This window comes from Flavobacterium sp. GW823-FHT04A11, assembly GCF_058796535.1.
The window spans coordinates 4,244,524-4,270,786 of record NZ_CM179503.1; the positions used below are offsets into that span (position 1 = coordinate 4,244,524).

Genomic DNA, 26,263 nt, shown 5'->3' on the forward strand with positions numbered 1-26,263 from the left:
CATATTATTACCTTTATATATAATTTAAAAACTTCCTCGGTTATTATTAAAATTTAAAGTGGTAACCTGGGTATATTATTATCATAAATTATTTCTGTACTGGAGAGAATTTTATAGCTGTTCCTCCTCCAGCTGCGAGTTTCAGATCAAAAACTGTTTTGCTATTTACTTTTTGTTTTGAAATTGCTACCGGATATGGATTTGTTTTGTAGTTGGCTCCTGCTCCATCAGCATAAATTTCTGCTTCGTATTCTTTTCCGGCATCCAGGAAAGATAACGGCACTTTCAAATCTCTCGCCTCTTTGTTTGTAATAGAACCCAAATACCAGTTTTTCTCGTCCCAGTCTTTACGTGCGATTGTGGTGTATTCTCCAATTTTCGAATCCAAAACCTTAGTTTCAGACCAATTGCACGGAACTTCTTTTACAAACTTGAACTCCGGTTTTCCCTCATAGTTTTCAGGAAGGTCAGATGCCATTTGCAACGGACTAAAAATCACAACATACAACGCCAGTTGATTGGCCAGCGTCGTCTGCACTTTTGCTCCCGACGGTGTTTTATAATCAAAATTGAAATTACCCGGCGTATAGTCAAACGGTCCTGAAAGCATTCTGGTAAAAGGCAAAGTGGTTAAATGTTCGGGCGTGTTTCCGCCATCAACAGACCAAGCGTTGTATTCCTGACCTCTGCCGCCTTCCTGCGACATAAAGTTAGGATAGGTTCGCTGTAATCCCGTTCCTTTTATGGGCTCGTGATTGTCAATCATAATATGGTATTTTGCAGCGGTTTCCATTACTTTTCGGTAATGACGCGCTCCGTATTGGCTGTCATGCCATTCTTTTTTGTCCAGATATTTGTTTACGTAACCGGTTTTCACGGTATTTACGCCCATTTTATTATACAGTTTAAAAGCATCTTCCAACTGGCTTTCGTAGTTTTTCGTCGCTCCGGCCGTTTCGTGATGACCTATTAAACGAACATTTTTAATGGCGGCATATTTGGTGATTTCTTCCAGATTAAAATCAGGATACGGTTTTACAAAACTAAATGCAGATCCGTCCGCTGTCCAGTCGCCGTCCCAGCCTTCGTTCCAGCCTTCGACCAAAACCCCGTCGAAACCATTTTTTGCTGCAAAATCAATATATTCTTTGGTGTTTTTTGTAGTTGCTCCGTGTTTTGCGCCTTGTCCCCAAGTGTATTTTTCCAAATGCATTCCCCACCAGATACCAATATATTTCGATGGCGTTATCCAGGAAAGATCTTCAATTTTTGACGGATCATTTAAATTCAGCATAATGGTCGAAGTTGTCAGATCTCCCGGATTATTACCCACAATAATGGTTCTCCAGGGCGTTGCAAAAGGCGTTTGGGCATATACTTTTACGCCATCTTTCCACGGCACTAATTCGCTTTTGTATTGTTTGTTATTTGTTTTTAATAACGTCATTGAGGCAAAATCGGTTAAATTGGCTTCGTGAATCGCCACAAATAATTTTTCTTTGGTTTCAAAAGTAGCCGGCGTATTTATAGTATCTGTTTTACTAACAGGCGTTTTGCGATATGTACTTTCATAATAGCTGTTTTCTCTGTGAACCGGAATCCACCAGACATCATTTTCTGATTTAAAAGTAAACTGGGTCGCTTCGTCAGAGATTTTGACTTTGTTTAAATTAGGCTGTTTCGGAAAAAAATAACGAAATCCCACGCCATCATCAAAAACCCTGAAAATAATATCAACCAGACGCTCTTCACCTTTTGATTCCTTAAGGTGAACTACTAATTCGTTGTGATGGTCGCGCACTTTTTTGAATTCACCCCAAGGCTGTTCCCAGGTTTCATCGGTTGCTTTTTCTTCGGTGGAAACCACTTCAAAACCTTCTGTCATTTTCTGGATTCCCTGAAATTCAAACCCCATTAAAGAAGGTTCTATAACTGATTTTCCATTAGACGAAAAGCTGTATTGCGGCTGACCTGAAGCAGTTAATTCAAAAACGAGTTTGGTAATTTTTCCAGGCGAATTTATGGTATAAGTTTTTTTAGTACCAGCACTGCAAGCGTAAATTAATATCGACGCAAAAGCAATTAAAAAGTATCTATATCTTCTATTTTTCATTATTTAATTGTATTAATTACAACTTCTTATTTAATTTCATTTATCAATTGTTTTGCTTTTGCAGGCTGCATCGAAACAAAATAATTAAACGCCTGATCTAATTTTTTCTGGGCATCGGCATTGCCTTTCTTTTCGATTCTTAAATTGTACATTTTCGTGATTTCAGCAAAAACCGATTCGGTATTTTTTACACCGGCAAAAGCTTTTACTTTTTCGATATACGTGTAACCAAATTCTACTGTTGGTTCAAACATTGTTCCCTCGCCAAAGTCATTCCATGTAATCAATTGTAAAAAGTTAAGGTTTGCATTTTTAGCCAGCGAAAGAGTTTCATCAAGCGTAAAGCCATTGTTTGGTTCTATTGTCCAGCCAATCGCTGCTCCGCCACCGCCTTCGGCATAAAAATCTTTAAAACCAGGATAAGCACTTCCTATTGCAACAGAAAGTTTTGGTTTTGTATTGGTGTAAAAATTCGTCAGATAAGAGTTGTCTTTATAAACCCAGGCATATTCTCCCGAAGCATTTGCTCCCGCTTCTACAGACTGATCCCAAAGGGTTATAAAAGTAGGTTTTGTAGTAATGGTATTAAAAACATTCGTCCATTCTGCAGGTGTCTGCAGGATAATTGGGCCGAAGTTCAGCAACAATGGTTTTCCGTTTACTTTAATGTAATTGGCATCGTCGAAATAATTTTTCTCCATATAGGCCAAATCGGTTTTGGCGGCTGCGGTTACCGAAATGGCTTTTCCGGCATCGACAGCGCTTTTTGTTACTCTGTCTTCATAAACTATGGCATATTCCAATCCTACTTTATCGAGCATGGCGATCAATTGCTCTGTGTTTTCTTTTACCATTCTGTAATCAAAAACATCATAAGTGCCGTACCAATCAATTAAAACACCATCGATTCCTGCATATTTCATCAGTAATAAATGGTCTTCGATCACATTTTTATCTCCTGAATGATAAGGTCCAATCAGCGGATAATAATATGAGGCTATTTCCCTGCGATTGTTTGCGCCTATGTTGTTTGGATTTTTGTTCGCCATTGTCCAGTGATATCCCCATTTTTTGTCGGCACTGCTTTCATTGGTTTCAAACCAGGGCATGTAGTGTACGTAAATTTTGGTGCTATTTGTTTTTTCAATCGCAACGGGCGCAACTATTTCCGGTTCTGCAGGTTTATCTGAACCTTTGTCATCGCTGCTGCAACTGGCGGCGATTAAAATATTCAAAATCCCAAAAAACAATAATGTGATATATCTTTTCATATTGATGTGTTGTTTGTTTTATTTTTTTTGCCACTGATAAAAAGAATTAAAAATTAAAAATTCAGAATTAAAAATGCTTTAGGAATCATGATATTCCGAGTATTTTTTTTACGCAAATACAGCAGATTTTTAATTTTTAATTCTCAATTTTTAATTAAAATAAGTTCTATCTATTAAACATATGTCAGCCTTCCACGACTAACCAACATGGAAGACTGACATTCCAGAATCTAGTTTACAGGATATCCGGGATTCTGAATGAGGTTTTTATTTGTGGTCATAACCGTACTCGGAATTGGGAAAATAGCTCTGTATGGTTCCGTTGCTCCTTTTTCCCACCATGGGTCGAAGAATGTTCCAAAACGAATGTTGTCTGTTCTTCTTCTTCCTTCAAAAGTAAATTCCCTTAACAATTCCTGATCAATAAAATGAAGATCGATTGTCGCTGGCAATTCTGTTCCGGCACGTGTTGCAATTTGCTGCAGGAATGGTTTTGCTAAATCTGCAGATCCAAGGCGAACGTAACATTCTGCCTGCATCATCAAAATTTCGGCATAACGAATTACCACAAGATCGTGATCACGTTCCCACATTTCTCCGGCTTTCATTTCGTATTTTCCTAAACGAACCCCTTCATTTTCTTTGGCATCGGCCACACTTGTAACGGCTTCTGTATACGTTAAAGGTTCTCCATTATCCATCATAATGACTTGTCCTGTCGCCAAATTGATCTGATCTCCGGCAACCATGCATTTTTTTCTTTTATCTGTATCTGCAAAAGCCGAATAAACACCTGGCTGTGCGCACATTCCGTTGGCGCTCCAAGGATAATCTCCAATTGGGGAAATCGTTAATTTATGCAGGTAATGACAAGACATTGATGACATATAATTTCCTACTGTTCCTGCTTTTGAATCGTAAGGAATAGCGAAAATAATTTCCGGTGATTTTTCATTTTGTGTCGCAAAATTGGCAAAGAAATCAGGTGCTAATGTATAACCTGTTACTTTTTGGCACATATTGATGCAATCCTGCCAACGCGGAGTTCCTATAAATGCTTGAGAATTCAAATACAATCTAGCCAATAAGGAATAGGCAACATTTTTAGTGAATTTAGAATATACCACATTTGAAGTTAAATATGGAAGTGCATCCAGCAATTCTTTCTCCACAAAATCATACACTTGTTTTCTGGTAGAATTTGACGGTAACGAAGTATCTTCAAAGTTTACCACAATTGGCACATTTCCGAATAAATCCAAAAGATTGTAATAGTAATACGCTCTCAATGATTTTAGTTCGGCATAAATTGGCGCTTTTGCAGCATCTGTCAATGACGATTTATCGATTTGATAAATAATGGAATTGATCTTGGCAATTCCCGTATAATTGTAGCGCCATGCCGATAAAATCATACGGTTATCTGCTTTCCAGGTATGTTTTTGCGCGTCCTGATATTGTCCGCCATCGTACCAGTTTGTTCCTCTTGTTGGAATTGTAGCTTCGTCTGAAACCGTTTCATTCAAAAAGAAAACATATTCGCAGGTTGGATAATTATTCGAAATTCCGTCGGCAAATCCTCTTAAAGAAGAATACGCGCCGCCCACCAGTGCATCAATTTCCTTTGGAGTATTTCCGAAGTTTCCGTCTTCTACTCTATCGTACAAATCTTCGTTTAGGTTTGTACAGGATATCGTAAAAAGCATGCTCATCAATATTGCTGCTGTTATTTTGATTTTCATTTTTTATATTTTTGAGTTAATTCGCTTAATTGTTAAACGTGAAGTTTAATCCAACAGAAATTGTTGTTGGTCTAGGATAATTGTTATATCTGTCAATTCCAGGCGCTGCAAGTCCGGTTGTGTCCATAACTCCGGTTTGGTTGATTCCGTCCTGTGCATTTAGACCAATTTCAGGATCAACACCTTTGTAGTTTGTAAATACAGCCAGATTTTCTCCCATTAGATACATTCTCAATTTTGTACCTTTTAATTTCATTGGCAGCGTATAGCCAACCGTAACGGTTTGAAGTCTGAAGAAAGAAGCATCTTCGATCCAGTAACTTGAATATTTTGGGGCCGATGTAATGCCGCTTCCTAAGAAATCATCCGGAACATTAAAAGCCGGTAATCTGTTCGGGTCGTTTAACATCATGTTGGTTGCGTTTAAGGCTTTTTGACCAAACATTCCGTAACCTGAAATTCCAAGATCAAAATCTCCGTAAGTAAAATTCATTCCAATACCCAAAGTCAGATCCGGCTGAATATTTCCTAAATCTCTTTTATCAGCATCAACTAAAACATTGTCTGCAACTTTCTCTCCCGCAGCATTGTAGTACAGCATTTTTCCATCAGTATCAAGTCCGGCGCTTTCAAATCCCCAGAAAGTTCCAACAGGATATCCTTCGGCAATAATTTGAGAATATTGTCCAGACATACCTGCCAGTCCGTGCAATGATCCGCTGTAAATTACATCTGTTTTATACGTTGGATTGGATAGTTTTTCGATTTTCTGAACGTTGTGTCCCAAAGTCAAATTCGCATTCCATGAAAATTTATCTCCTTTGATAATGTCTGCATTTAGCGTAAGTTCTACTCCTTTGTTTGACATTTCACCTACGTTTGCCAGCATTGTTCCCACTAAATACGGTGGCTGTGGCACTTCATAGGTATATAATAAATCTCTTGTGGTTTTAGAATACCATTCAAACGAACCTGTAATTCTATTAAATAAACTAAAGTCTATACCAACGTTTACCTGTTCTGTCGATTCCCACTTTAAATCAGGATTTGGGTTTTGTTTTGGAGAATAAGCCAAACTCCACGTTCCTGTAACAGGATCGTAGTAACTGTCATTTCCAACTCCTAAAATAGAAAGCGATTTGTATTCACCAATTCCGTCCTGATTACCGGTAATTCCCCAACCCACTCTTAGTTTTAAATTATCTAACCAGCCTTTTGATGAAGTCATAAAATCTTCGTTAGAAATTCTCCATGCCGCAGATGCAGACGGGAAAGTTCCCCATTTATTGTTTTCTCCAAAACGGCTTGAACCATCACGTCTCACAGTTCCGGTCAATAAATATTTTCCGTCATAACCATAATTGGCACGCGCGTAAAATGAAACCAGATTTGATTTTCCTTTATACGAATACACATCGCCCAAACGATAATTGTAACCCGCGCCTAAATTGTTGTAGCTAAAAGCATCGGTCACAAAACCGCTTCTTTGCGCGCCAAAACCTTCGTAAATATTCTCCAGATAGGAATATCCAGCAAGCGCGCTAATGTTGTGTTTATCGATAACTTTCGTATAATTGACATACAATTCGCCTTGTGCATTTGTATATTCTGCATATGTTTTTTGTGCATAACCGCCTTCTGTTCTTCCTTCCATAACCGCGTATGAAGGTTTATAAGTACTTCCCTGCATCGCATTATGCTCTAATGAAATATTGGCAACAGCCAGGAAATCATTCAAAAATTTAACTTCCGTTTTAAAATAACCCAAAAGTCTGTGTCTTTCATTGTCTACGGTTCTGTTGGTTAAAATTTCAACAGGATTTTCGTAGATATTTCCTCCTACAGAAGAAAAATTTCCGTTTGCATCATAAACCGGAATGGTTGGATTCAGGTTATAAGAACGCTCAAAAATTCTGTAATCAATTGGATGCCATTTGTCGATATTAGCAAATAAACCCATATCAAATTTTACGTCTTTGTTGCTGCCAAGATATTGATAGGCGTTTACGTTTCCGCTAATTCTTTCAAGTCCGCTTGTTTTTATAACACCTTCGTTGTTTAAGTACGAAAGTGATGCTCTGAAACCGCTGTCTGTTTTACCCGAATTGATGCTTAAAGTATGTGATTGCGAGATAGCAACTTGTTCTGTTTCTTTTTGCCAGTTGGTGTTTCCGCCGTAATCAACAGCGTCCATATTTGCGGTCTGGCGAACATAAGCTCTCCATTGGTTGGCAGATAAAAGGTCTAAATTATCGGCAACATAACCCACGCTTGATAAACCGCTGTAGGTTACAGAAACGCCTTTTGTTCCTGATTTTGTGGTAATGATAATAACTCCGTTTGCTCCCCTTGAACCGTATATGGCTGTCGCCGAAGCATCTTTCAGAATATCTACCGATTTAATATCCGAAGGCTGAACCACGTTGATATCCACACCTGCAATTCCGTCAACTACGATAAGCGGACTGTTGCTTGCGGTTAAGGATGTTCCTCCGCGCAAGCGTAAAGTAGCACCAGCAGCCGGATCTCCAGAAGGACGAATAACATTTAATCCCGCTACTTTTCCCTGTAAGACCTGCTCTGTCGAGGAGATTGTTCCTTTTACTAAATCATCCGCTTTAAGCGTAGAAATAGCGCCGGTTAAATCTGATTTCTTTTGCGTTCCGTATCCTACAGAAACTACCTGAACTTCTGCCAGTTGGTAACCGTCATTTTGCAAACGGACATCGATATTGGAAGTTGCAGAAGTAATTTGAATTTTTTGGGTTGTAGCTCCTATAAAAGAAACTTCGATTGTACTTCCTACGGCTACATCCAGCGAAAATTTTCCGTCAAAATCTGTTGTAGCAGCGTTTTTTGTGCCTATCTCAATAATCGAAGCTCCCGGCAAAACACTTCCTGTATTGTCATAAACGGTACCTGATACTTTCTTTTTTCCCTGCGCCAATATTCCTGCCGAAAGGAAAAGCATGAAAATTAGGAATACCACCGATTTTGTAGTCCACATTTGATGCAGGACTATTTTTTTATTTTTACTATTCATTAGAATTGGTGTTTGGTTTGATAGTGATTATTTGTCTAAAGTTTTAAGCGGAATGGTTGTATCCGAAATGGTTTTGTCTTTATTGTCTTTGACCAAAACATGAATTTCACTTAAATTCGGAATTCCCTGAAGCTCTGAAACCAAATTCACAAATCCTTTTATTTCAGCAACTCCGCCTGTAAACTCGCCCGCAATTACTTTGCTTCCCGCCGTTATGGTGTAGATTAATTTGTTTACGCCCGGTTCGTTATTTTTTCTGTAGATACCCAGAAAATCTCTTTGGCTAATTTGTAAAGGGAAAAATCCAAATACCGGTGCCGGAGGCGGTTCATAAGCTCCCGCGTATAAAACCTGATCCGGAGTTGTTCCTGCCCAATCATCTTTTACCATTAAAAAAACAAGGTTTTCCATCACATAACCGTCCGGCGCATTGTAGTAGGTTTTCGGAACCAAATCCATTTTATAAAAGCCGTTTCCTAAATCTTTTAGTTTTGTTTTCTCTACAATATCCGGTAACCAGGATTGGTATTCCTGTTTAATATCCCAGTTGTTCAATCCACTATGCATGTGAACGCTTGTCGCGCCCGCAAAACCCGGAGCCAGATTGGCATTAAACAAGATACTAACCCCTTTGTCCAGAGTTGGTTTTGTCGGATAAGCCCTGATAAGCTCATTTGCGGTATAAAAAGAAGAGAAATCAGTATAAGGCATGTTGGCAACTTCGCTTTGTTTGGATCCGTTTTTGTTTTTTAAACGAAACCAAAATCCTGCACTTGCCGCGATTTCTGCCGGAGTTTTAGAAAAATAAGTTGTTGGAGTCAAAGTAAAACTCCATACTTTATTGCCTTCGTAATGCAGTTTTGCAAAGTCTGAAGAGTTTTCCCAATTGCCCGCATCGGGTTCTGATGGTGACCAGATCCAGATATAAAGGTCTTCGTTTTCCGCAAAAGTTGTTCCCGCAAGGTCAAAATACCAGGTAACCTGTTCGTCATATTTGTACACGACCGGAAAGGATGACATCGCGCCCACAGCTCCTGTAGTTTCCTGCGCCTGCATAAAATTTGGAGCCATCAAAAGGGCAAGTAAAATTGTATATATAAATTTTTTCATACTTTTAGTTAATAGCAGTTAATTTGAATACATAAGACACAAATGCAATCCCGCCTGAAGAATGCACCAATTGAAGTTCCATTTCATCACTGTTTCCAGGAACGGAAGTCAGTCTGAGTTCGTCTGTTTTTTGCGTTTTCTGAGCGTCGCTGTACAAATAAATTCGTACCGGACCACTTGCATTCGTTTGCTGAAAATCCGAACTTAATCTCCAAAATCCTTTCGCAGCAAATAAAGGCGGAACGTCTCCAAGAACCTCATAACTTGTCGGATTCATTTTTTCATCTACGTTGAATTTAATTTTAAAATCCTCGTAGTTAAAATACGTACTCAGGTTTTGTTCACTCGGTTCGATGGCATTTGCCTTGGCAGATTCATCAACCATTTTCAAATTTGTCAATCCCCAATTTCCGTTTACTTTCTCATAAAGGGTAATCGGATCGACGTAGCTTCCGTCTTCTGTATTATCACAACTAATCGTCATTAAACACATAAAAACAGCTAACCAATAAATACTTTTACATCTCATAAATTTGTGGTTTGTTTTGTTAGTTTTTTGTCTCCTCAAAGACAGAACGAAACTAGATGTTAAATAAATCTAAAAAAAAACATCTGAGAAAAATCAAGATAAAAATCGAAACTTTTTTAAATCAAATTATTGATAATCAGTAATTTAAAATATTTTTATATTTGTAAAAATCAAGACATTGTTTAGATCAAAATCACTATATAATTAATGGTAATAATGACAATATGAAAATTTTAGTCTATATTTTTTTCACTATGCATATATATAATTGCTTTTTATTGTATAATTGCAAATTATTAGTCTACTTTTAACATTTAGAAGTGATTTGACCATGTAAATCACACATTTTTAAATGCATTACAAATTAAAATGCTAATTTTAATAGTTGCCCAATCATCACCTTTTAAATTATTTCCAGGACTAAAAACGAATTAACCCAACAAATCAAAAACTAACTTTTACCTAACCAAAACAACCATGCGAAGAATATTGATTCTGTATTTTTTTATTGCAGGTTTTTCTCTGGCTGCGAAAGAGACAAATCCTGTTCTGGAAGAATTAGATAAAGTGCTTCTGAAAAAAGAAGTGTACTTAAAAAAGAAATATCATAAAATTGCAGCTCTCAAAAAAGACATTTCAAAATTTACTTTAAGCCAGAATAATGAACAATTGTACAATTCTTATATGTCACTTTTTGAAGAATACAAATCTTTCAAATACGATTCGGCTTATTATTATCTGGAAGAAGCAAAAGTCAAAGCCATTGTTTTAAAAGATCCGAAGTTTTTGGCTAAAAGCCGTATTAAGGAAGGTTTCGTATTGCTTTCATCGGGATTGTTTAAAGAAGCCATTGATACTTTGAATGTTATCGACGATCAGAAACTAGATCAGAAACACAAATTCGAATATTATTCCATTAAAGCCCGCGCTTATTATGATCTTGCTGATTATAATAAAGATCAGCGTTTTAATATTCATTATGTACAGCAGGGAAATCATTTCCTGAAAAAAGCACTGGAATTAATTGGAACCAACAGCAATGAATATTGGGCGGCAGAAAGCTTAAAACGCCTCAAACAACAAGACTGGCGCGGTGCCGAATTTGCCTTTAGTTACTGGATTAACAACTATAATTTACCGCCGGATTATTACGGAATCGCCACTTCGAGTCTCGGTTATATTTATTCGGAAAGAGGATATACCAAAAAAGCCATTTATTATCTGGCTCTCGCCGCTATTGCCGATGTTAAAAATGCTACTAAAGAAACAGTTGCGCTTCGAAACCTGGCCAACGAACTCTTTAAAATGGGAGAGTTAGACAAAGCCAATGAATACATTAATATCGCCATGGACGACGCGACTTTTTATAACGCCAGACACCGAAAAATTGAAATTTCGTCGATTTTGCCTATTATAGAAAAAGCGCAGTTGAATAATGTAAAAGACAAAAATGACAAACTCGAGAGAATCATTATTCTATTAACGATTCTGACTTTGATTATTATTTTGTTTCTGATTATCATTTTTAAACAATTAAAAGAGAAAAACAAGGCGAGAAAAATAATGGCTTCTTCCTACGCGCAATTGCAGGAAATGAATGTAAGTTTAAGCGAAGCCAATGCCATTAAGGAAGAGTATATTACCTATTTTATTAAAGCAACTTCGGCGTTTATCAACAAAATAGATCACATTCAGAAAAGTACGCTGCATAAGATTATCACCAAGAAAACCGATGAAGTGATTGCGAGTTTAAAGCGTTATAATGTAAAGGAAGAACGCGAGAATCTCTTTCACCAGTTTGATGAAATCTTCCTGAAATTATTCCCCACTTTTGTAACTGATTTTAATCATTTGTTTCCGAATGATCATAAATGCATTGTAAAAAAAGGAGAACTTTTAAATACCGAACTCCGCATTTTTGCCTTATACCGATTAGGAATTCAGGACAGCAGTCAAATGGCAGAATTCCTAGAACTTTCTGTAGCTACCATCTACACGTACAAAACCAGAATTAAAAGCAAATCAGACTTTAAAGATACTTTTGAAGAGAAGATTATGGCGATTAAAACGATATGATTTAAAAAATAGCCACGAATTCACGAATTATTATTCTCATCTGTATGAATAAAAAATTCGTGAATTTGTCGCGAAAAAACTGATCTAATAAATAGCCACGAAGTCACGAATTATTATTCTCATTTGTATGAATAAAAAATTCGTGAATTCGTGGCGAAAAAACTTTATTGTAAATAAGACAATATGATTTAAAAAATAGCCACGATTCACGAATTATTATTCTCATCTGTATGAATAAAAAATTCGTGAATTCGTGGCGAAATAGAAAATTAGTGGCGAAAAAACTCTATTCTGATTCTAGTTGTAGTATCACATTTTGATAACGTGTACTTAGCGAAAATAACTGCTCGGCAAAAATCATGATAGCCAGAGGTACAAACAAAAATCCGGTTAAATCTTCTTCGTATAAAAAATAACTGCTTACAATAAAAATTCTCGCGTATTCGAGATAGTAAATCCATTTGCGCTGTTCTAGTAAAGCACCACAATTAACTAAGGTGATGAGAATAAATGTCAACACAAAAACCTTGTCAAAAAGATCTAATAAATCAAAATAATACGTAAAAACGGTTAGAAACAAAGTACAGATTCCCAATTGAATATAAAGGTAATTTCGAAAGCGCAGCCTTTGATGCGGATTGCTTTTGTCCTGTAAAAATCGTTTTTCCAATATCGGTCGAATATCCTGATCCATATGCGCCGGACTTCCAAAGACGGCTTTCCATTTTGCTTTAAAACCTGAAGAGCGTTTCCATAATTCAAAGATTTCGAAATAATAATGAAAGTGCTGCCAAAGAAAACTGTAGCTTTTTAAGGGATGCGTTAAACCGTATTTTGGTTTTTCTTCCTCTTCCTGGAAAGTTCCAAAAATACGATCCCAGAAAGTGAACATATCACCGTAATTTTTATCGAGATATTTCTCGTCAGAGGCGTGATGAACACCGTGAATGGATGGTGTTACAAAAATATACTCAAGCCATTTTATTTTGCCAATAAGCTGTGTATGTGTAAAAAAAGAATAAGCGCCGTGCACAATCAACATGGTGATGACCATTTTTGGATGAAAACCAACAAAAGGCAAAACGCACCAAAATCCGGTTCTTACAACGGCCTGAAAAGTAGTAATTCTTGCGGCAGCCGTAAAATTAAATTCTTCGCTGTGATGATGCACAATATGCGCCGCCCAGAAAAAATTGACTTCGTGCCCTAATCTGTGGTACCAATACCAGACAAAATCTGTCGCTAGAATTAAGGCAAACCATACAAAAGCATTACTGGGAATTTCAAAAATTCGGTAATTATTATAAACAAAATAATAAAGCTGATAAAAACTTGCGGCCACAAAAAGATTAATTAATCTTTCGGCAATGCCAATACTAATGTTTGATACAGAGCTTTCGTAATTGAAAATCTCAGGTTTTTTTTTGCGCTGTGCCAGCTTATATTCTAAAAATAAAAAAAGGAAAAACGCAGGCATCGCAAACGCCAGAAAATTAATATGTTCCATTTTAAGAATTACTTTTTTGATATATAATACAAGTACTAAAATCTATTTAACCTGTTATTTTTAACACATAGAAACATAGAATAACTGAACCGAAATAGGCGTTTCACTTGCATTAACACACATAGCTATGTGCGAGAAACGAGTTTCTTTTTGATTTACCTTTTTCAAAAACATAAAATCTATGTTTCTATGTGTTAAAATATTATTTAGCTAAAAACTTTTTAATTCTGTTTGAATTTTGGCGCATCGAGTGCCACTTCTTTCACAGATTGCGTATCGGCTACTTTTTGCAAGGCGATAATATAAGCCGCAATTCGTGGTGTTACATTGTGTTTTGCCGCAATCCTGAAAACAGTTTCAAAACCTTTTTCTAAAATATCTTCCAGTCGTGTATTGATCTGGTGAATTCTCCAGGATTCTAAAAGTGAATTCTGAAGCCATTCAAAATAAGAAACCGTTACACCGCCGGCATTTGCCAAAATATCCGGCACGACCAAAACATTATTTTCATGCAAAATCTGATCAGCATCTGATGAAATTGGGCCATTTGCGCCTTCTACAATAATTTTAGCTTTAATTTCATGCGCATTTTTTTGCGTAATCACATCTTCTTTTGCTGCCGGAATCAATACATCAACTTCCAAAAGCAATAAATCTTCGTGTTTTATGGCAACTGAATTTGGATATCCTTTGATGCTTTTATTGTTCAGGTTATAATACAAAATCAATTCCGGAATATTAAGTCCGTCAGGATTATAGAAAGCTTCTGAAACATCACTCACGGCCAAAATTTTCAATCCTTTTTCATATAAAAACAAAGCCGAATGCAAACCTACATTTCCAAATCCCTGAATTGCCGCGGTTGATCTTGCAGGTCTTAGTTTTAATTTTTGAAGTGCCAGAAGTGTAATAATGCTTACGCCTCTTCCGGTTGCTTCTACTCTGCCCAAAGATCCTCCGGAATGCAGGTGTTTTCCGGTTACAACGGCGTGAATTGGTTTGCCGTGAACTAATGAAAATTCATCCATTAGCCAGCCCATTTCGTCAGGACCGGTTCCCATATCGGGTGCCGGAACATCTTTTTCAGGTCCAAAAATATCCGATAAAGCTTTGGTATAAGCTCTTGTAATTTTTTCTAATTCGGCTTTTGAAAGTGTTCTTGGATCACAAATAATTCCGCCTTTTGCTCCTCCAAAAGGAATTCCCGTTACGGCAGATTTCCAGGTCATCCAGGCTGCCAGTGCTTTTACTTCATCCAGATTTACGGCGTTATCATAACGAATTCCTCCTTTTGATGGCCCTAATGCGGTGTTGTGAATTACACGATAGCCTTCGAAATTTTGTACGTTTCCATTATCCAAAACAATAGAAAAATTTACGACTATTTGTTTTTCAGGCCTTTGCAATTTCTGCCTTATTGATTCATCCAGGTTTAGAATATCTGCTGCGATATTAAAACGATCAATCATAGATTGAAAGGGATTCTGTTTAATTATTTCTGCGCTCATTTTATATCTTTTTAATTGGGGTTATTTTTTTTGATTTAGAAATTTATCTTACTTCTCAAAGAGAGAAATTATTTGAAAACAATTGTTTTGTCTACAACACGGAATTTTGATAAGACAGCATTGCATCATTATGTTGGTATTTCTATTTGATCTCATTTTCTAATTTTTTAATAGTTCTAAAAAAAAGCCTTTCATGGTGCATGAAAGGCTAAAAAAAAATAACTAACAAGTCCATTTTCTATTAACGCCATCTCATTACATAAATCATCATGCAACACATCGTGAAGCTGCACATAACCTGAATGATATATCGACTATAGTTTTTCATTGTTGGGACAAATTTATAAATATATTTCATAAATTCTATAGAATTAGTAGAGTTTATTTTGATTAATTTTAAACTTAACACAAAAGAACCTGTAAATTAACGAATTAAGCTGATAAAAAAATTTACTTAAACTGCGAAATCACAATCAAAACAATGGCAATTAAGGCCAAAAAGAGTCCTATAAAGTTAATTTTGGATAGTTTTTCTTTGAAAAAAAGCAAACCAACAAGACTGCCTAAAACAATAACGCCCATGTTCATTCCGGCAAAAACAGTTGAGGGATTTTCAGAAAATGCTTTGTGTGCTTTTAGGTAAAACAAGATATTTCCGAAGTTGAAAAGTCCGACCAAACCACCAAAAAGGATGTTTTTAAGTTTCAGTTTTACTTTTTTAAAAGCTACATCATAAATCACAATTAGCAAGGAAACCGCCAGTGAAATATCAAAAACAATAAATAAGGAAGTGGTATAAGGCAAATTGGTATATAGTGCAATTTGCTTGAAAAGGATATCAATGAGTCCAAAACCAAGTAATACTACAGCCGGATAAATCCATTTGTTTTCTTTGTTTTCTGATTGCTTTTTTAAGATGAATAACAGCGCTAAAAAACCAATGATGATTCCCAGAACTTTATAGGAATCAAATTCTTCCTTAAAAATAAACCAGGCGGCCAGTATGGGAATAAAAAGTGATAATCGCTGTGCGGCATCTGTTTTTACGATTCCCATATATTTTATGGAAGCAATTAAAAACAGAAAAACGACAGGTAATAAAACGCCAATGGCAAGGTAAATATTCCAGGGTGCTTTTGCATCTACTTCAGAAAGATTTGGGCTAAAAGTAAAATAACACAGCAGTAAGGCAAACACATAATTAAAAGCTACAATTTGAATTGGGCTGACGTTATACTTTCGGGTTATTTTGAAAATTACACCAACTGTTACGCTGCAAAGAATACTTAAAACAAGAAATAACATATCATTCTATTTTGAATACAAAAATAACGTTTATCTGTTTTATACTTTCAAAAAAAATACATTATTCGCTCTTCAACCAGCCGGTAATGCTCATTCGGGTATTTTGTGTAACCAAAACCTCATGAACTAATTCATTACTTTTAAAGAAAACTGTTTTGCCCTGAGTAGGCGCTATTTTCTGATTGTTATTTTCCTGATGAATCATTAATTCTCCGCCGTCTGCTTCTATCCAATTGCTATTTAAATAACTGATCATCGAGTATTTCCGACTTGGATTATTTTTGAACTGGTCTAAATGTTTCAGATAAAAATCGCCGGTTTCATATAAGGAATAATGAAATTCATAGCCTGTAATTCCGGCGTAACAGCTTTCGTTTAGGTATAAAATAAAAGCATCAATTTTATCGAAAAATTCATTCTCGAATACATTATTGTGTTTTTTGTCCAGCCAATAAATAGAATCACTTCTAATCGCGCCATCATAAGATAGCTTTTCTGAATTCCCGATTCCGGCAGCAAGTAGTAAACTTTTCTCATTTAAATCAAGCAGATTTTGTTTTAATTGATTTGCCAGTTCAGGACTTAAAAAATGTTCTGATATTCCAACTTTGTTCTCAATATAACTCGCAATCAAATCTTCGAAACTATCTTCCATTTTTTGTTTTGGGAAAACTGCAAATACAGCCAACGGAGCAAGGTAGAGGAAATAAAACTGGTAATGCGTTTATTTTCAATAAATAAAAATATTAGTAGAATTGAATCGCACAATCTTTGTCAAAGTTTTAAACTTTGACAAAGATAGCCGCGCATAAAAAAACCCGACAGGTTTTAAAAACCTGTCGGGTTTGGATATTTAGAGGTAATTTATAACTTATAATTCAAAACTCATAATTCATAACTTACAATTTACTAATATAACTTCCGTACATATCTTTAAACTGATGTCCTTGTGCGAAGCGATCTTTGCTTAGTTTTTTGTATTCAACCAACCCCCATAAAATAAATTCTTTGAAGAAATATTTGTCTTCTTTATCCAATTCAGGCTGGTATTTTTTTACTAAAACATCTAACGGAGTTACTTCATCTAAGATTTGCTGATATTCAGCATCAGAAGCATCGTCTAATAATTCGAAACCACTTTCGGCGAAAAACCATTCTATCAAATCAGAATATGGTGTTTTTTCTCCCGGTTTTTCCAGTTTTTCTATTTTTGGCAAAAGCGTTGGGAATAAAGTACGAATTGCAGATCCTATTAAGTTCTGTGCAACTGCAGCTGCTCCCTCCTGCTCTCCTTCATAAACCAATTCTACTTTTCCGGTTATTGCGGGAATGATTCCAATAAAATCAGACAAACGCAAATTTGTTTTATCAACTCCGGCTTTTAGGGCGCGGCGTTCTGCCGTACTTATTAAGTTCTCAAAAGCCGTGATACTCATTCTCGCACTTACACCGCTTTTATTATCGATATATTCGCTTTCACGAGCCTCAAAACTAATTTGCTCTAGAATATCTCTTGCCAGACCCGGAACATAAACAATGTCGCTTTGGTTTTGATCTAATTTTGCTTCCTGTTCTGTAATTGTTCTTGCAATTGCTACACTTTCAGGATAATGTGTTAGAATCTGAGAACCAATTCTGTCTTTTAAAGGGGTAACGATACTTCCACGATTTGTATAATCTTCCGGATTTGCCGTGAAAATAAATTGCATATCAAGCGGCATTCTCAATTTAAATCCTCTAATCTGAATATCGCCTTCCTGTAAAATATTAAACAATGCTACCTGAATTCTGGCTTGTAAATCAGGCAATTCGTTAATAACAAAAATACAACGGTTTGCTCTTGGGATCATTCCGAAATGGATTACGCGATCATCTGCGTATGATAATTTTAAATTCGCTGCCTTTATCGGGTCAACATCTCCAATTAAATCAGCTACGGTAACGTCTGGTGTTGCTAATTTTTCGAAGAAACGTTCGCTTCTGTGCAGCCACGAAATTGGGGTTTCATCCCCTTTTTCAGCGATAAGATCTTTTGAAAAACGAGAAATTGGATTCAACGGATCGTCATTGATTTCAGATCCCGCTACAAACGGAATATATTCATCCAGCAATTCGATCATTTTACGCGCCAAACGGGTTTTCGCCTGACCGCGAAGTCCTAATAAATTGATATTATGACGCGATAAAATAGCGCGTTCCAATTCTGGAATTACGGTATTTTCAAAACCATGAACGCCTTCAAAAACCGGAGCTCCCGATTTGATTTTCCCGCGTAAATTGTTTCGCAATTCGTCTTTAATACTTGTACTTTTATATCCCGAGGCTTTTAACTGACCTAATGTGTTTATGTTATTTATTTCCATTTTTATTGAAATATGTATTGTTTATATTTTTTGTAAATGTGCGAAAGGATTGTGTCATTTCTTTGCGGAGACGCACTGCTGTTCGCCTCTACGATGTGCTTTGTGTAAAAACGCTTCGACTACACTCAGCGTGACAACAAAATTCAGCGTGACAACCAAAACCTTTGTTCCTCTGAACCTTTGCCACTTTGAACCTATTTAACGCACTCTCTTCTTTCTATTCGTTTCATAATCTTCAAAAATCATTTCACCCAAACCTTTTAGTCCGGTGTAAAATGCTTTTCCCTGATTGGCTTCTGTAAAATGATTTACAAAACGCTGTAAATACGGATCGTTTGCTATCATAAAAGTCGTAATCGGAATATGAAGTTTTCTCGCTTGTTGTGCCTGCGTGTAACATTTGTCAACTATATATTCATCAAGGCCATTACTGTTCATATAATAAGAACCGTCACGTTCGCGAACGCAGCTTGGTTTTCCGTCGGTAATCATGAAAATTTGTTTGTTGGTATTTCGCTTTCTGCGCAAAATATCCATCGCCAGTTGCAATCCTGCAACGGTGTTTGTGTGATACGGACCTACTTGCAAATACGGCAAATCCTTAATTGGAATTGTCCAGGCGTCATTTCCAAAAACCAAAATATCCAATGTGTCTTTTGGATAACGTGTCGTGATTAATTCAGCCAAAGCCATTGCCACTTTTTTGGCAGGTGTGATTCGGTCTTCGCCGTACAAAATCATACTGTGGCTGATATCGATCATCAAAACCGTACTCATTTGGGCTTTGTATTGTGTTTCTTCTACAACCAAATCATTTTCGGTCAGCATGAAACTTTCAACGCCGTTATTGACTTGTGCATTTCGAAGGCTTTCTGTTAGGGAAATACGCTCTAAACCGTCACCAAAATTAAATTCACGGAATTCACCGGTATGTTCATCTCCATTTCCGGCATGTTTGGTTTTGTGATTCCCGTTTCCGGAACGCTTTAAATTTCCGAAAATCTGATCCAAAGCTTGCTGTCTGATGGCGCGTTCTGTTTTGGCAGTAATTCCAAAACCGCCGGTTCCATCTTCTTTAACCTCGTCTTTTATGTAACCTTTCTTTTTTAAATCTTCGATAAAATCATCGATTGTGTAGTTTTCGTCGGTAAGTTTATACTCTTTATCCAACTCGCGAAGCCAGTCTATCGCTTCGTCAAAATCCCCCGAAGTATGGGTGATCAGCTCTTTAAAAATACCAAAAAGCTTTTCAAACGGAGACTGAAACGGGGCTTCGTACGTCTTAAAATAAAAACCTTTTTTAAATTCGTTTTTCATAATTCTAAAATTACACTATTTTAGAATTACGAAAAAAGAAACGCTTATTAATTTTTAGTTAAAATATCGAAGCAAAACAGGGTGAAATTCCTTATAAATTTAGCAATTATTCAAACTTTCCGTCAAGGTAATACCATGCATTATTTTCGAATTTAAAAGTAGAAAATTCGTAATGCGTTTGGGGTTTACTGTTTGAATCCAGAAAATAAGCTTTGAACTCCACTGTGTTTTCGGTAAAACTCAGGATTTCCAGTTTTTGCCATTTATTGCTTGTTGCCCATTTCAGAATTTCCTCTTTCGAATAATATCTCCTTTCAGAAACATGTGTGGTTTCCAAAAGATAATCTGCATTATGAGTCGCATACGCGGAATATCTGGAACGCATTAAAGCTAAAGCTGTTGGCGCTTTTTGATTATTTTCCAGATACAATCCGCAGCAATCTTTAAACAATAAACCGGTATCGCAAAAGCATTTATTCTCCATCAACCTGCTCTTCGCCATTAATTTTGACATGCAATTGATTCAATAAAACCTGATAACGGCTGATTTCTCTTAAATCTTCATCTTCTTCTGCATGATCCAGCATTTCGTCTAAAGTTTCATTTACTTCAAGCAATTTATTATTGGCTTCTCTGTTATTTTTTGCAGCGATTAAATCGATAATCTCCTGCACACTTATTTTTAAATCTTCAAATTTCATATCTTATTGTATTGTTTTTTTGTTTCAGGTTTCAGGTTTCAAGTTTCAGGTTACTGTATGCAACTTGAAACTTGAAACAAGGAAAACTTGAAACTTTTTATTCTTCTTTTTTGTCTTCGTTGAACTTTTTGATAATCTCTTTTAGTTTTTCTTTACGTGCAATTTCGGCCTGTTTTACTTTGTTTTGGGCTTTGTGCAATTTATCGTTGTGCTTTTTGATATTCCTTTCGTTGTTGCGTCCCATTATATTTCTCTTTTAATTTCGTCTAAAGTTTTTTCGGTAAAAATCAATTCTGTTATAATTTGCTTTCTCAAATCATCAATATCATCATAATCAAAATGTTTTGCCCATGACGTTAATTGCTGCAGGTTCCGTATTTGCTTGATGCGTTTTGTGGTTTCAAAACTGGTCCTCAGAATCGCTTTCTTATCATATTTCGGATTTTTTTTATGCTGATAGGTCACGGTATTTTTATCAAAATCGGCCTCAATGTAATATAGTTTTTCTTCGGCATTATCCGCATAGAATTCGTTCCAGGCTGCAAAACCTATTTTGGTTTTCGACGGCGTCTCGGGTTCCATTGCAATTAAACGCCATTTGCTGTTTGCCAGTCTTCCCCAATGGTTTGAAACGCGATACATTCCGGCTTCGGTATAATAATAGGTACTTCCAGCTTTGCTCTCAAACTGTTTTTTTAAACCTTCGACTTCATCTGCAAGCACTTCATGAAAAACACAAAATGTATTTTTGAACGAATTAGGATGTGGCTTGAAGTTTTTTTGCATGTGCAAATATACTGAGATTGTTGCGAACTCCCTAAATCAAACAATAAATGATTAACTTTGTGGCTTCAATTTTAAATACATAAAGTCATGTCTAAGGATTCACACGAAAAAATGCTGCAAAAAGGAGTTTATACCGGCATCATAGAAAAAGATGAAAACAACAATTATTTTTGTGGCGAATATCTTTTAGATTATAAATTAGTGAGTGCTAATCATGCTGTTGGTGATTTGATTACGATTAAATCTGTTATCGAAAATCCGAGCGATATTAGTTATGATAAATATCCTAAGAAATCAAAAAACTTTCATAAAGCAAATCTTAAGGCTGAGGATAAATAAAAAAGTTTTCAGTTTTCGGTCGCAGTTTTCAGCTTCAGATTGAAATTAAAAAAATTACCGCAGAGTTCGCAAAGCTAGTTAAACACAATGCTTTACGAACTTTGTGTTTTTGTTCAACATTTATAATATATACTTTGGCTTGTTGTTAATTATAAACATATTATGAAACCTAAAACCCTAGCCCCGATAGAAGTGGAAATCCTTTTATGCTGGGGTTCAGCATAAAAGATTACTTCACTTTATTTTTATTCTAATTGGAGTTCAGTGAACTTCGTTTGCAACGGATAGCGGGAACAGCTTCTTATTCTTTTAATGAAGAAGTTATTTTAAATCTGACTTATTATATTTCAGAATCAGCATTTTACATTTTTTTTGAATATTTTTTCTATGAAAAGTAAAAAGTTAAAAAAAAGTGTACCTTTGCAAAAAATTTGTCGTTTTGAAGTAAAAAACATTCATTTCAAACTAATAGACAATAAGTTACCTTTTATTTATGAAAAAAATAGTTGAATACCGCAAGTTACTAAACGTTGATAAAACTGCAGAATTAAAAGATTTGAAAACCATTTATCGCAATGCGATGAAAGAATCTCATCCTGATAAATTTCAAGGTGATGACGCTGGTTTAAAAGCTGCAGAAGAAAAAAGTAAAGCTATTATTGAGGCTTACCACTTTTTGGTTAGTATTAACCCTGAGACAATTAAAGCAAATTTACCTGAATATACAGAAACGATTTCAACTTGTTCAATCACTGATTATAAATTTGTTGAAGGTCGTTTAATTATCGATTTTTCTAACGGAAGTGTTTACGAATACATCAGTGTTCCTAAAGCTACTTACGTGAAAATGGTAAACGCAGATTCTCCTGGAAGATTCGCAAAAAGACACATTTTAAACTCTTTTACCTGGAGAAAAAAGACAAATCAGGAATAGATTTAAACCGCACTATAATATAAAAGCATTCTGACAACAGGATGCTTTTTTTATGCTTAAAAATCAGAAAATTATATATTTTATTTCCAAATAATAATATAATTGGAAGTTTTAAGTTTAATTATACTAGTAAATACACTGAAAACATGACAATTAAGCACAAAAAAACTATAACAAAATTTTAGGTTACAAAATTCTTTCTGTTTTATATTTTTAGATACTTTTGTTGCACAAATCAATTAACTAATTAATTTTTTATAATGAAAAAAATACTTTTTTTACTTACCGCTTCTGTAGCGATAATTTCTTGCAGCAAAGTTAAAGACGGAGAATACCTAATTACAGGAACTGCAACTGGAATTGAAAACGGAAAAACAATCATTCTTCAAGGTCAGGACCCAACTACAAAAATGCCATTAGCGCTTGATACAGTAAAAGTAGAAAATGGAAAATTTGAAATTAAAGGAAAAGTAACTGAACCAGCATTTCATACTTTAATTCTTCAAGGTGCAAACGGACCAATTCCTTTTATCTTAGAAACAGGAGAAATTAAAATTGCAATCGATAAAGACAGTATCCATAAATCTAAAATTTCCGGAACTTACAATAATGACGAGTATGTAAAATTCAATGACGATCTTACTAAAACTCAAAAAGCGTTGATTGATTTCCAAAAAAATAACACTCAAAAGATGCAGGCTGCTCAACAAGCTCAGGATACAGCTACGATTAACGGTTTGATGAAACAATACATGAAAATTCAAACTGAGGTTCAGGCAGATTCTAAAAAGAAATATTTAGCTTACGCTGAAAGTCACCCAAAATCTTTTATCTCTGCGTTGATTATTCAAGGTATGTTAGGAGATCCTTCTACAGATATTAAAAAAGCAGAAGCTTTATATAACTCTTTAGATGAGTCATTGAAAAACACAACTCCTGGTAAAGAAATTAAAACTAAACTTGGTCAAGCAAAAATGCCTGCGGTTGGTGCAACAGCTCCTCCTGTTGGTGACGCTAAATGAAGATCAGATTTTTCTGCACCCAATCCTGAAGGGAAAGTAATTTCGCTTAAAGAAAGCTTAGGAAAAGTAACGATCGTTGACTTTTGGGCTTCATGGTGCGGACCATGCAGAAAAGAGAATCCGAATGTGGTTGCTATTTACAAAGAATTGCATTCTAAAGGACTAAACATCGTTGGTGTATCTTTGGATAAGGAAAAAAGTAAATGGACAGAAGCTATCGCTAAAGATGGTTTGACATGGACACAGGTTTCAAACTTAAAATTTTGGGACGAACCTATTGCAGCGCAATACGGAGTTCAGTCAATTCCGGCAACTTTTATTCTTGATTCATCAGGAAAAGTGGTCGCTCAGGATTTAAGAGGTCCGGAATTAAAAGCAAAAATAGTTGAACTTTTGGCCAAATAAGACCAGGATTCAGAACAAAACAAAAAAATCTCCCTAGTGGAGATTTTTTTATTTTATTCAATACCAATGAATTAAAAATTAATTGAAAAATAACTTAAAATTAATTGCATTTTTTGTTTGTAAACCCCGAAAACGTTTATATATTTGCAACCGCTTAGAACAACAAAGCGCTTCAACGCTGAGATCGGGGAGATACTCAAGCGGCCAACGAGGGCAGACTGTAAATCTGCTGTGAAAACTTCGCAGGTTCGAATCCTGCTCTCCCCACAAAAAGTCCTAATGAAAATTAGGACTTTTTTTATGGACAAAATTTACTTTGGAACATTCAGAATTTAAATGCTCATGTTTGTAGATTTTTTTGCTTTTAAGACGTTTTTATTTTTTTTAAATACTAAGATCTCTGTGGCAAATTGTGGTATTTTTATGTTGGAGTTGCCTTTAATTTTGCCACAACAATCGGCATATTATTAATTTTACTTAAAAGCAGCATTGCTAAATACAGTTTTTCCTTCCTTAATCGTTTCAACCACTTGAATGTCTTTAATTTTTAAAGGGTTTATTTTTATTGGGTTTTTATCAAGGATTACCAAGTCAGCCAATTTTCCCTTCATTATGGATCCTTTATTGTTTTCTTCACAATACTGATAAGCCGCCCAAATCGTTATGGACCTTAAAGCGTCATAAGCGCTGATTCTTTCCTCAGGCCCAATCACATCACCGTTTCTGCTGATTCTGTTCACCACAGAATACAAAATCATTATGCTATTAGGCAGCGCAACAGGCGCATCATGATGCTGTGTAAAAATCATTCCTTTTTTAAGAGCTGTTGCAGCAGGTGAAATATGATAAGCTCTTTCTTTTCCTAACGTTTCATCTCTATGCCAGTCTCCCCAATAATAGGTATGCATTCCAAAAAAAGAAGGCATAATTCCTAAGGATTTCATTGCATCTAGCTGGTCTAAGCGGGCAGTTTGTGCATGTACAGCAACTGTACGCCTGTCTTTTTTTCCATACAGTTGGGTGGCATGCTTTACTGCTGTTATGTACTCATCAATAGCGGCATCTCCATTACAGTGGGCTAAAATCTGCCAGTTATTTGCATATGCAGAATCTACAAGTGCGACAGCATCGCTCTCTTTTGGAAATGCAGGATAGCCGGCATAAGTTTTCGGCTGGCCCGGAGGAGGAATAATGTAGGGTTTTGTCAGCCATGCCGTTTTACCCTGCGGAGAACCATCCAGTGAGAGTTTTACCCCCGCAATCCTAAAGTGATTTTTATATTCTTTTTGAATGCCATTTTTTTTCATATAAGCCATTTGACTTTGTATATCAGGATAAGCAGCAACATCAATAGTGAGTTTATTTTTAGCGGCAAGTTTCAGCCATGTATTGCAGACATCACTTGTCGCCCTTCCCTCCTGTGCAGTTGTAAATCCAAATCTTACATAAGATTTTAGACCTGCTTCAGCAATTTTTTCATTAGCCTCTTCGTCCAGTGTTCCCATCATTTTAAAAAGAGGGGTAAACATAGCCATCTCTTCCAGTACTCCATTTGGCTTGTCAGATGCATTTTTTCTTCTAATCACACCCCCTGCAGGATTTTTTGATGTGGCGTTGTAACCCGACATTTCTAATGCTTTATGATTCATTACGGCTAAATGCCCGGACTGGTGTATAATAACAACGGGGATCGTTTCAGATACTTTATCTAGATCATCTGCAGTTGGAGGAAGCTTTTCTTTCAATTGGGCGTCATCATATCCAAAACCCACTATCCAGCCGTATTTTCCGATAGCATTTTTGTTAGACGCTTTCCATTTATTAAGCAATGAAACAATACTTGCAATATCATTACCAGTGCCATCAGGTACAGGAAGCAGATTAGCTGCTACAGCCTGAAATCCGGCATTCCAAACATGTCCATGTGCATCTATGAATCCCGGAAGCATTATTTTTCCTTTTAGATCTCTCAATTCAGTTTCACTCCCTTGAAAATTTTTAGTTTCAGCCATTGAGCCTGCAAAAATAATTTTCCCGTTTTTTACCCCAACCGCTTCCACATAGTGTGGCTGGCTGCCTTCCATTGTTATGATATCTCCGCCATAATAAATGGTATCTGCAGAATCTTTAGCTTCTTTTTTACAACTTGTAAACGTAATTAATAACATGAATGTCAATAGTATATTTTTCAT

Annotated in this window: 21 protein-coding genes, 1 tRNA gene and 1 pseudogene; 6 read left to right on the plus strand and 17 right to left on the minus strand. The window is 36.0% G+C overall.

Annotated elements, in window-relative coordinates; genetic code table 11:
* Positions 1–88 precede the first annotated feature (88 nt).
* From AC3QL1_RS18295 to AC3QL1_RS18320, 6 genes are all read right to left on the minus strand, one after another.
* Positions 89–2,113 carry a glycoside hydrolase family 97 protein gene (locus AC3QL1_RS18295; RefSeq protein ID WP_492493576.1) on the minus strand — a complete coding sequence of 675 codons (2,025 nt, stop codon included), beginning with the start codon at positions 2,111–2,113 and terminating at the stop codon, positions 89–91.
* 26 nt (positions 2,114–2,139) lie between these two features.
* The gene (locus AC3QL1_RS18300; RefSeq protein WP_492493577.1) at positions 2,140–3,384 is read right to left on the minus strand and encodes a glycoside hydrolase family 99 protein; all 1,245 of its coding nucleotides are present in this window, start codon (positions 3,382–3,384) and stop codon (positions 2,140–2,142) included.
* 230 nt (positions 3,385–3,614) lie between these two features.
* On the minus strand, positions 3,615–5,126 hold the full coding sequence (locus tag AC3QL1_RS18305) for a RagB/SusD family nutrient uptake outer membrane protein (RefSeq protein ID WP_492493578.1): 1,512 nt from the start codon (positions 5,124–5,126) through the stop codon (positions 3,615–3,617).
* Between the two features lie 25 nt (positions 5,127–5,151).
* Positions 5,152–8,169: a SusC/RagA family TonB-linked outer membrane protein gene (locus tag AC3QL1_RS18310; RefSeq protein ID WP_492493579.1), complete on the minus strand. Its 3,018-nt coding sequence runs from the start codon at positions 8,167–8,169 to the stop codon at positions 5,152–5,154.
* A gap of 27 nt (positions 8,170–8,196) precedes the next feature.
* The gene (locus AC3QL1_RS18315; protein ID WP_492493580.1) at positions 8,197–9,279 is read right to left on the minus strand and encodes a hypothetical protein; all 1,083 of its coding nucleotides are present in this window, start codon (positions 9,277–9,279) and stop codon (positions 8,197–8,199) included.
* Positions 9,280–9,283: 4 nt separating this feature from the next.
* The gene (locus AC3QL1_RS18320) at positions 9,284–9,808 is read right to left on the minus strand and encodes a DUF5004 domain-containing protein (protein ID WP_492493581.1); all 525 of its coding nucleotides are present in this window, start codon (positions 9,806–9,808) and stop codon (positions 9,284–9,286) included.
* Between the two features lie 477 nt (positions 9,809–10,285).
* Between AC3QL1_RS18320 and susR the strand changes: the two genes are divergently transcribed.
* Positions 10,286–11,884 (plus strand): SusR family glycan utilization regulator, encoded by a 1,599-nt coding sequence (gene susR, locus AC3QL1_RS18325; RefSeq protein ID WP_492493582.1) that lies wholly within the window; start codon positions 10,286–10,288, stop codon positions 11,882–11,884.
* A 286-nt stretch (positions 11,885–12,170) separates the two neighbouring features.
* On the opposite strand, the gene AC3QL1_RS18330 is transcribed toward susR, so the two are convergent.
* From AC3QL1_RS18330 to AC3QL1_RS18375, 10 genes are all read right to left on the minus strand, one after another.
* Positions 12,171–13,391, minus strand: coding sequence for a sterol desaturase family protein (locus AC3QL1_RS18330; protein WP_492493583.1), 1,221 nt, complete (start codon positions 13,389–13,391; stop codon positions 12,171–12,173).
* Positions 13,392–13,612: 221 nt separating this feature from the next.
* Positions 13,613–14,899, minus strand: a complete 1,287-nt coding sequence (locus AC3QL1_RS18335; protein ID WP_492493584.1) for a Glu/Leu/Phe/Val family dehydrogenase — start codon at positions 14,897–14,899, stop codon at positions 13,613–13,615.
* Between the two features lie 450 nt (positions 14,900–15,349).
* Positions 15,350–16,204 (minus strand): EamA family transporter, encoded by an 855-nt coding sequence (locus tag AC3QL1_RS18340; protein ID WP_492493585.1) that lies wholly within the window; start codon positions 16,202–16,204, stop codon positions 15,350–15,352.
* 61 nt (positions 16,205–16,265) lie between these two features.
* Positions 16,266–16,859 (minus strand): 2OG-Fe(II) oxygenase, encoded by a 594-nt coding sequence (locus AC3QL1_RS18345; protein WP_492493586.1) that lies wholly within the window; start codon positions 16,857–16,859, stop codon positions 16,266–16,268.
* A gap of 244 nt (positions 16,860–17,103) precedes the next feature.
* The gene (locus AC3QL1_RS18350) at positions 17,104–18,567 is read right to left on the minus strand and encodes an AAA family ATPase (protein ID WP_492493587.1); all 1,464 of its coding nucleotides are present in this window, start codon (positions 18,565–18,567) and stop codon (positions 17,104–17,106) included.
* A 198-nt stretch (positions 18,568–18,765) separates the two neighbouring features.
* Positions 18,766–19,884, minus strand: a complete 1,119-nt coding sequence (locus AC3QL1_RS18355) for a vWA domain-containing protein (protein WP_492493588.1) — start codon at positions 19,882–19,884, stop codon at positions 18,766–18,768.
* A gap of 106 nt (positions 19,885–19,990) precedes the next feature.
* Complete coding sequence (locus AC3QL1_RS18360) at positions 19,991–20,386, minus strand: YchJ family protein (RefSeq protein WP_492493589.1); 396 nt, start codon at positions 20,384–20,386, stop codon at positions 19,991–19,993.
* The gene (locus tag AC3QL1_RS18365; protein WP_072963194.1) at positions 20,358–20,585 is read right to left on the minus strand and encodes a hypothetical protein; all 228 of its coding nucleotides are present in this window, start codon (positions 20,583–20,585) and stop codon (positions 20,358–20,360) included. Before AC3QL1_RS18365 ends, AC3QL1_RS18360 begins: the two co-directional genes overlap by 29 nt.
* A 97-nt stretch (positions 20,586–20,682) precedes the next feature.
* Entirely contained in the window at positions 20,683–20,829 is a 147-nt protein-coding gene (locus tag AC3QL1_RS18370; RefSeq protein ID WP_089075917.1) for a hypothetical protein, read from the minus strand.
* The gene (locus AC3QL1_RS18375; protein ID WP_492493590.1) at positions 20,829–21,371 is read right to left on the minus strand and encodes a hypothetical protein; all 543 of its coding nucleotides are present in this window, start codon (positions 21,369–21,371) and stop codon (positions 20,829–20,831) included. Before AC3QL1_RS18375 ends, AC3QL1_RS18370 begins: the two co-directional genes overlap by 1 nt.
* A gap of 87 nt (positions 21,372–21,458) precedes the next feature.
* Here AC3QL1_RS18375 and AC3QL1_RS18380 point away from each other — a divergent pair, with 87 nt between their 5' ends.
* The 5 genes and pseudogenes from AC3QL1_RS18380 to AC3QL1_RS18400 all read left to right on the plus strand — a co-directional run bounded on the left by AC3QL1_RS18380 (position 21,459) and on the right by AC3QL1_RS18400 (position 24,338).
* Positions 21,459–21,710: a hypothetical protein gene (locus AC3QL1_RS18380; protein WP_492493591.1), complete on the plus strand. Its 252-nt coding sequence runs from the start codon at positions 21,459–21,461 to the stop codon at positions 21,708–21,710.
* Positions 21,711–22,203: 493 nt separating this feature from the next.
* On the plus strand, positions 22,204–22,644 hold the full coding sequence (locus tag AC3QL1_RS18385; protein WP_026983258.1) for a KTSC domain-containing protein: 441 nt from the start codon (positions 22,204–22,206) through the stop codon (positions 22,642–22,644).
* 260 nt (positions 22,645–22,904) lie between these two features.
* Positions 22,905–23,666, plus strand: a complete 762-nt coding sequence (locus tag AC3QL1_RS18390; RefSeq protein WP_492493592.1) for a DUF4369 domain-containing protein — start codon at positions 22,905–22,907, stop codon at positions 23,664–23,666.
* 18 nt (positions 23,667–23,684) lie between these two features.
* Positions 23,685–24,071: pseudogene (locus tag AC3QL1_RS18395) on the plus strand (TlpA family protein disulfide reductase); the annotation flags it as partial.
* Between the two features lie 186 nt (positions 24,072–24,257).
* A tRNA-Tyr gene (locus AC3QL1_RS18400) sits at positions 24,258–24,338 on the plus strand.
* Between the two features lie 206 nt (positions 24,339–24,544).
* Here the strand turns inward: AC3QL1_RS18400 and AC3QL1_RS18405 are convergent.
* Complete coding sequence (locus AC3QL1_RS18405) at positions 24,545–26,263, minus strand: amidohydrolase (protein ID WP_492493593.1); 1,719 nt, start codon at positions 26,261–26,263, stop codon at positions 24,545–24,547.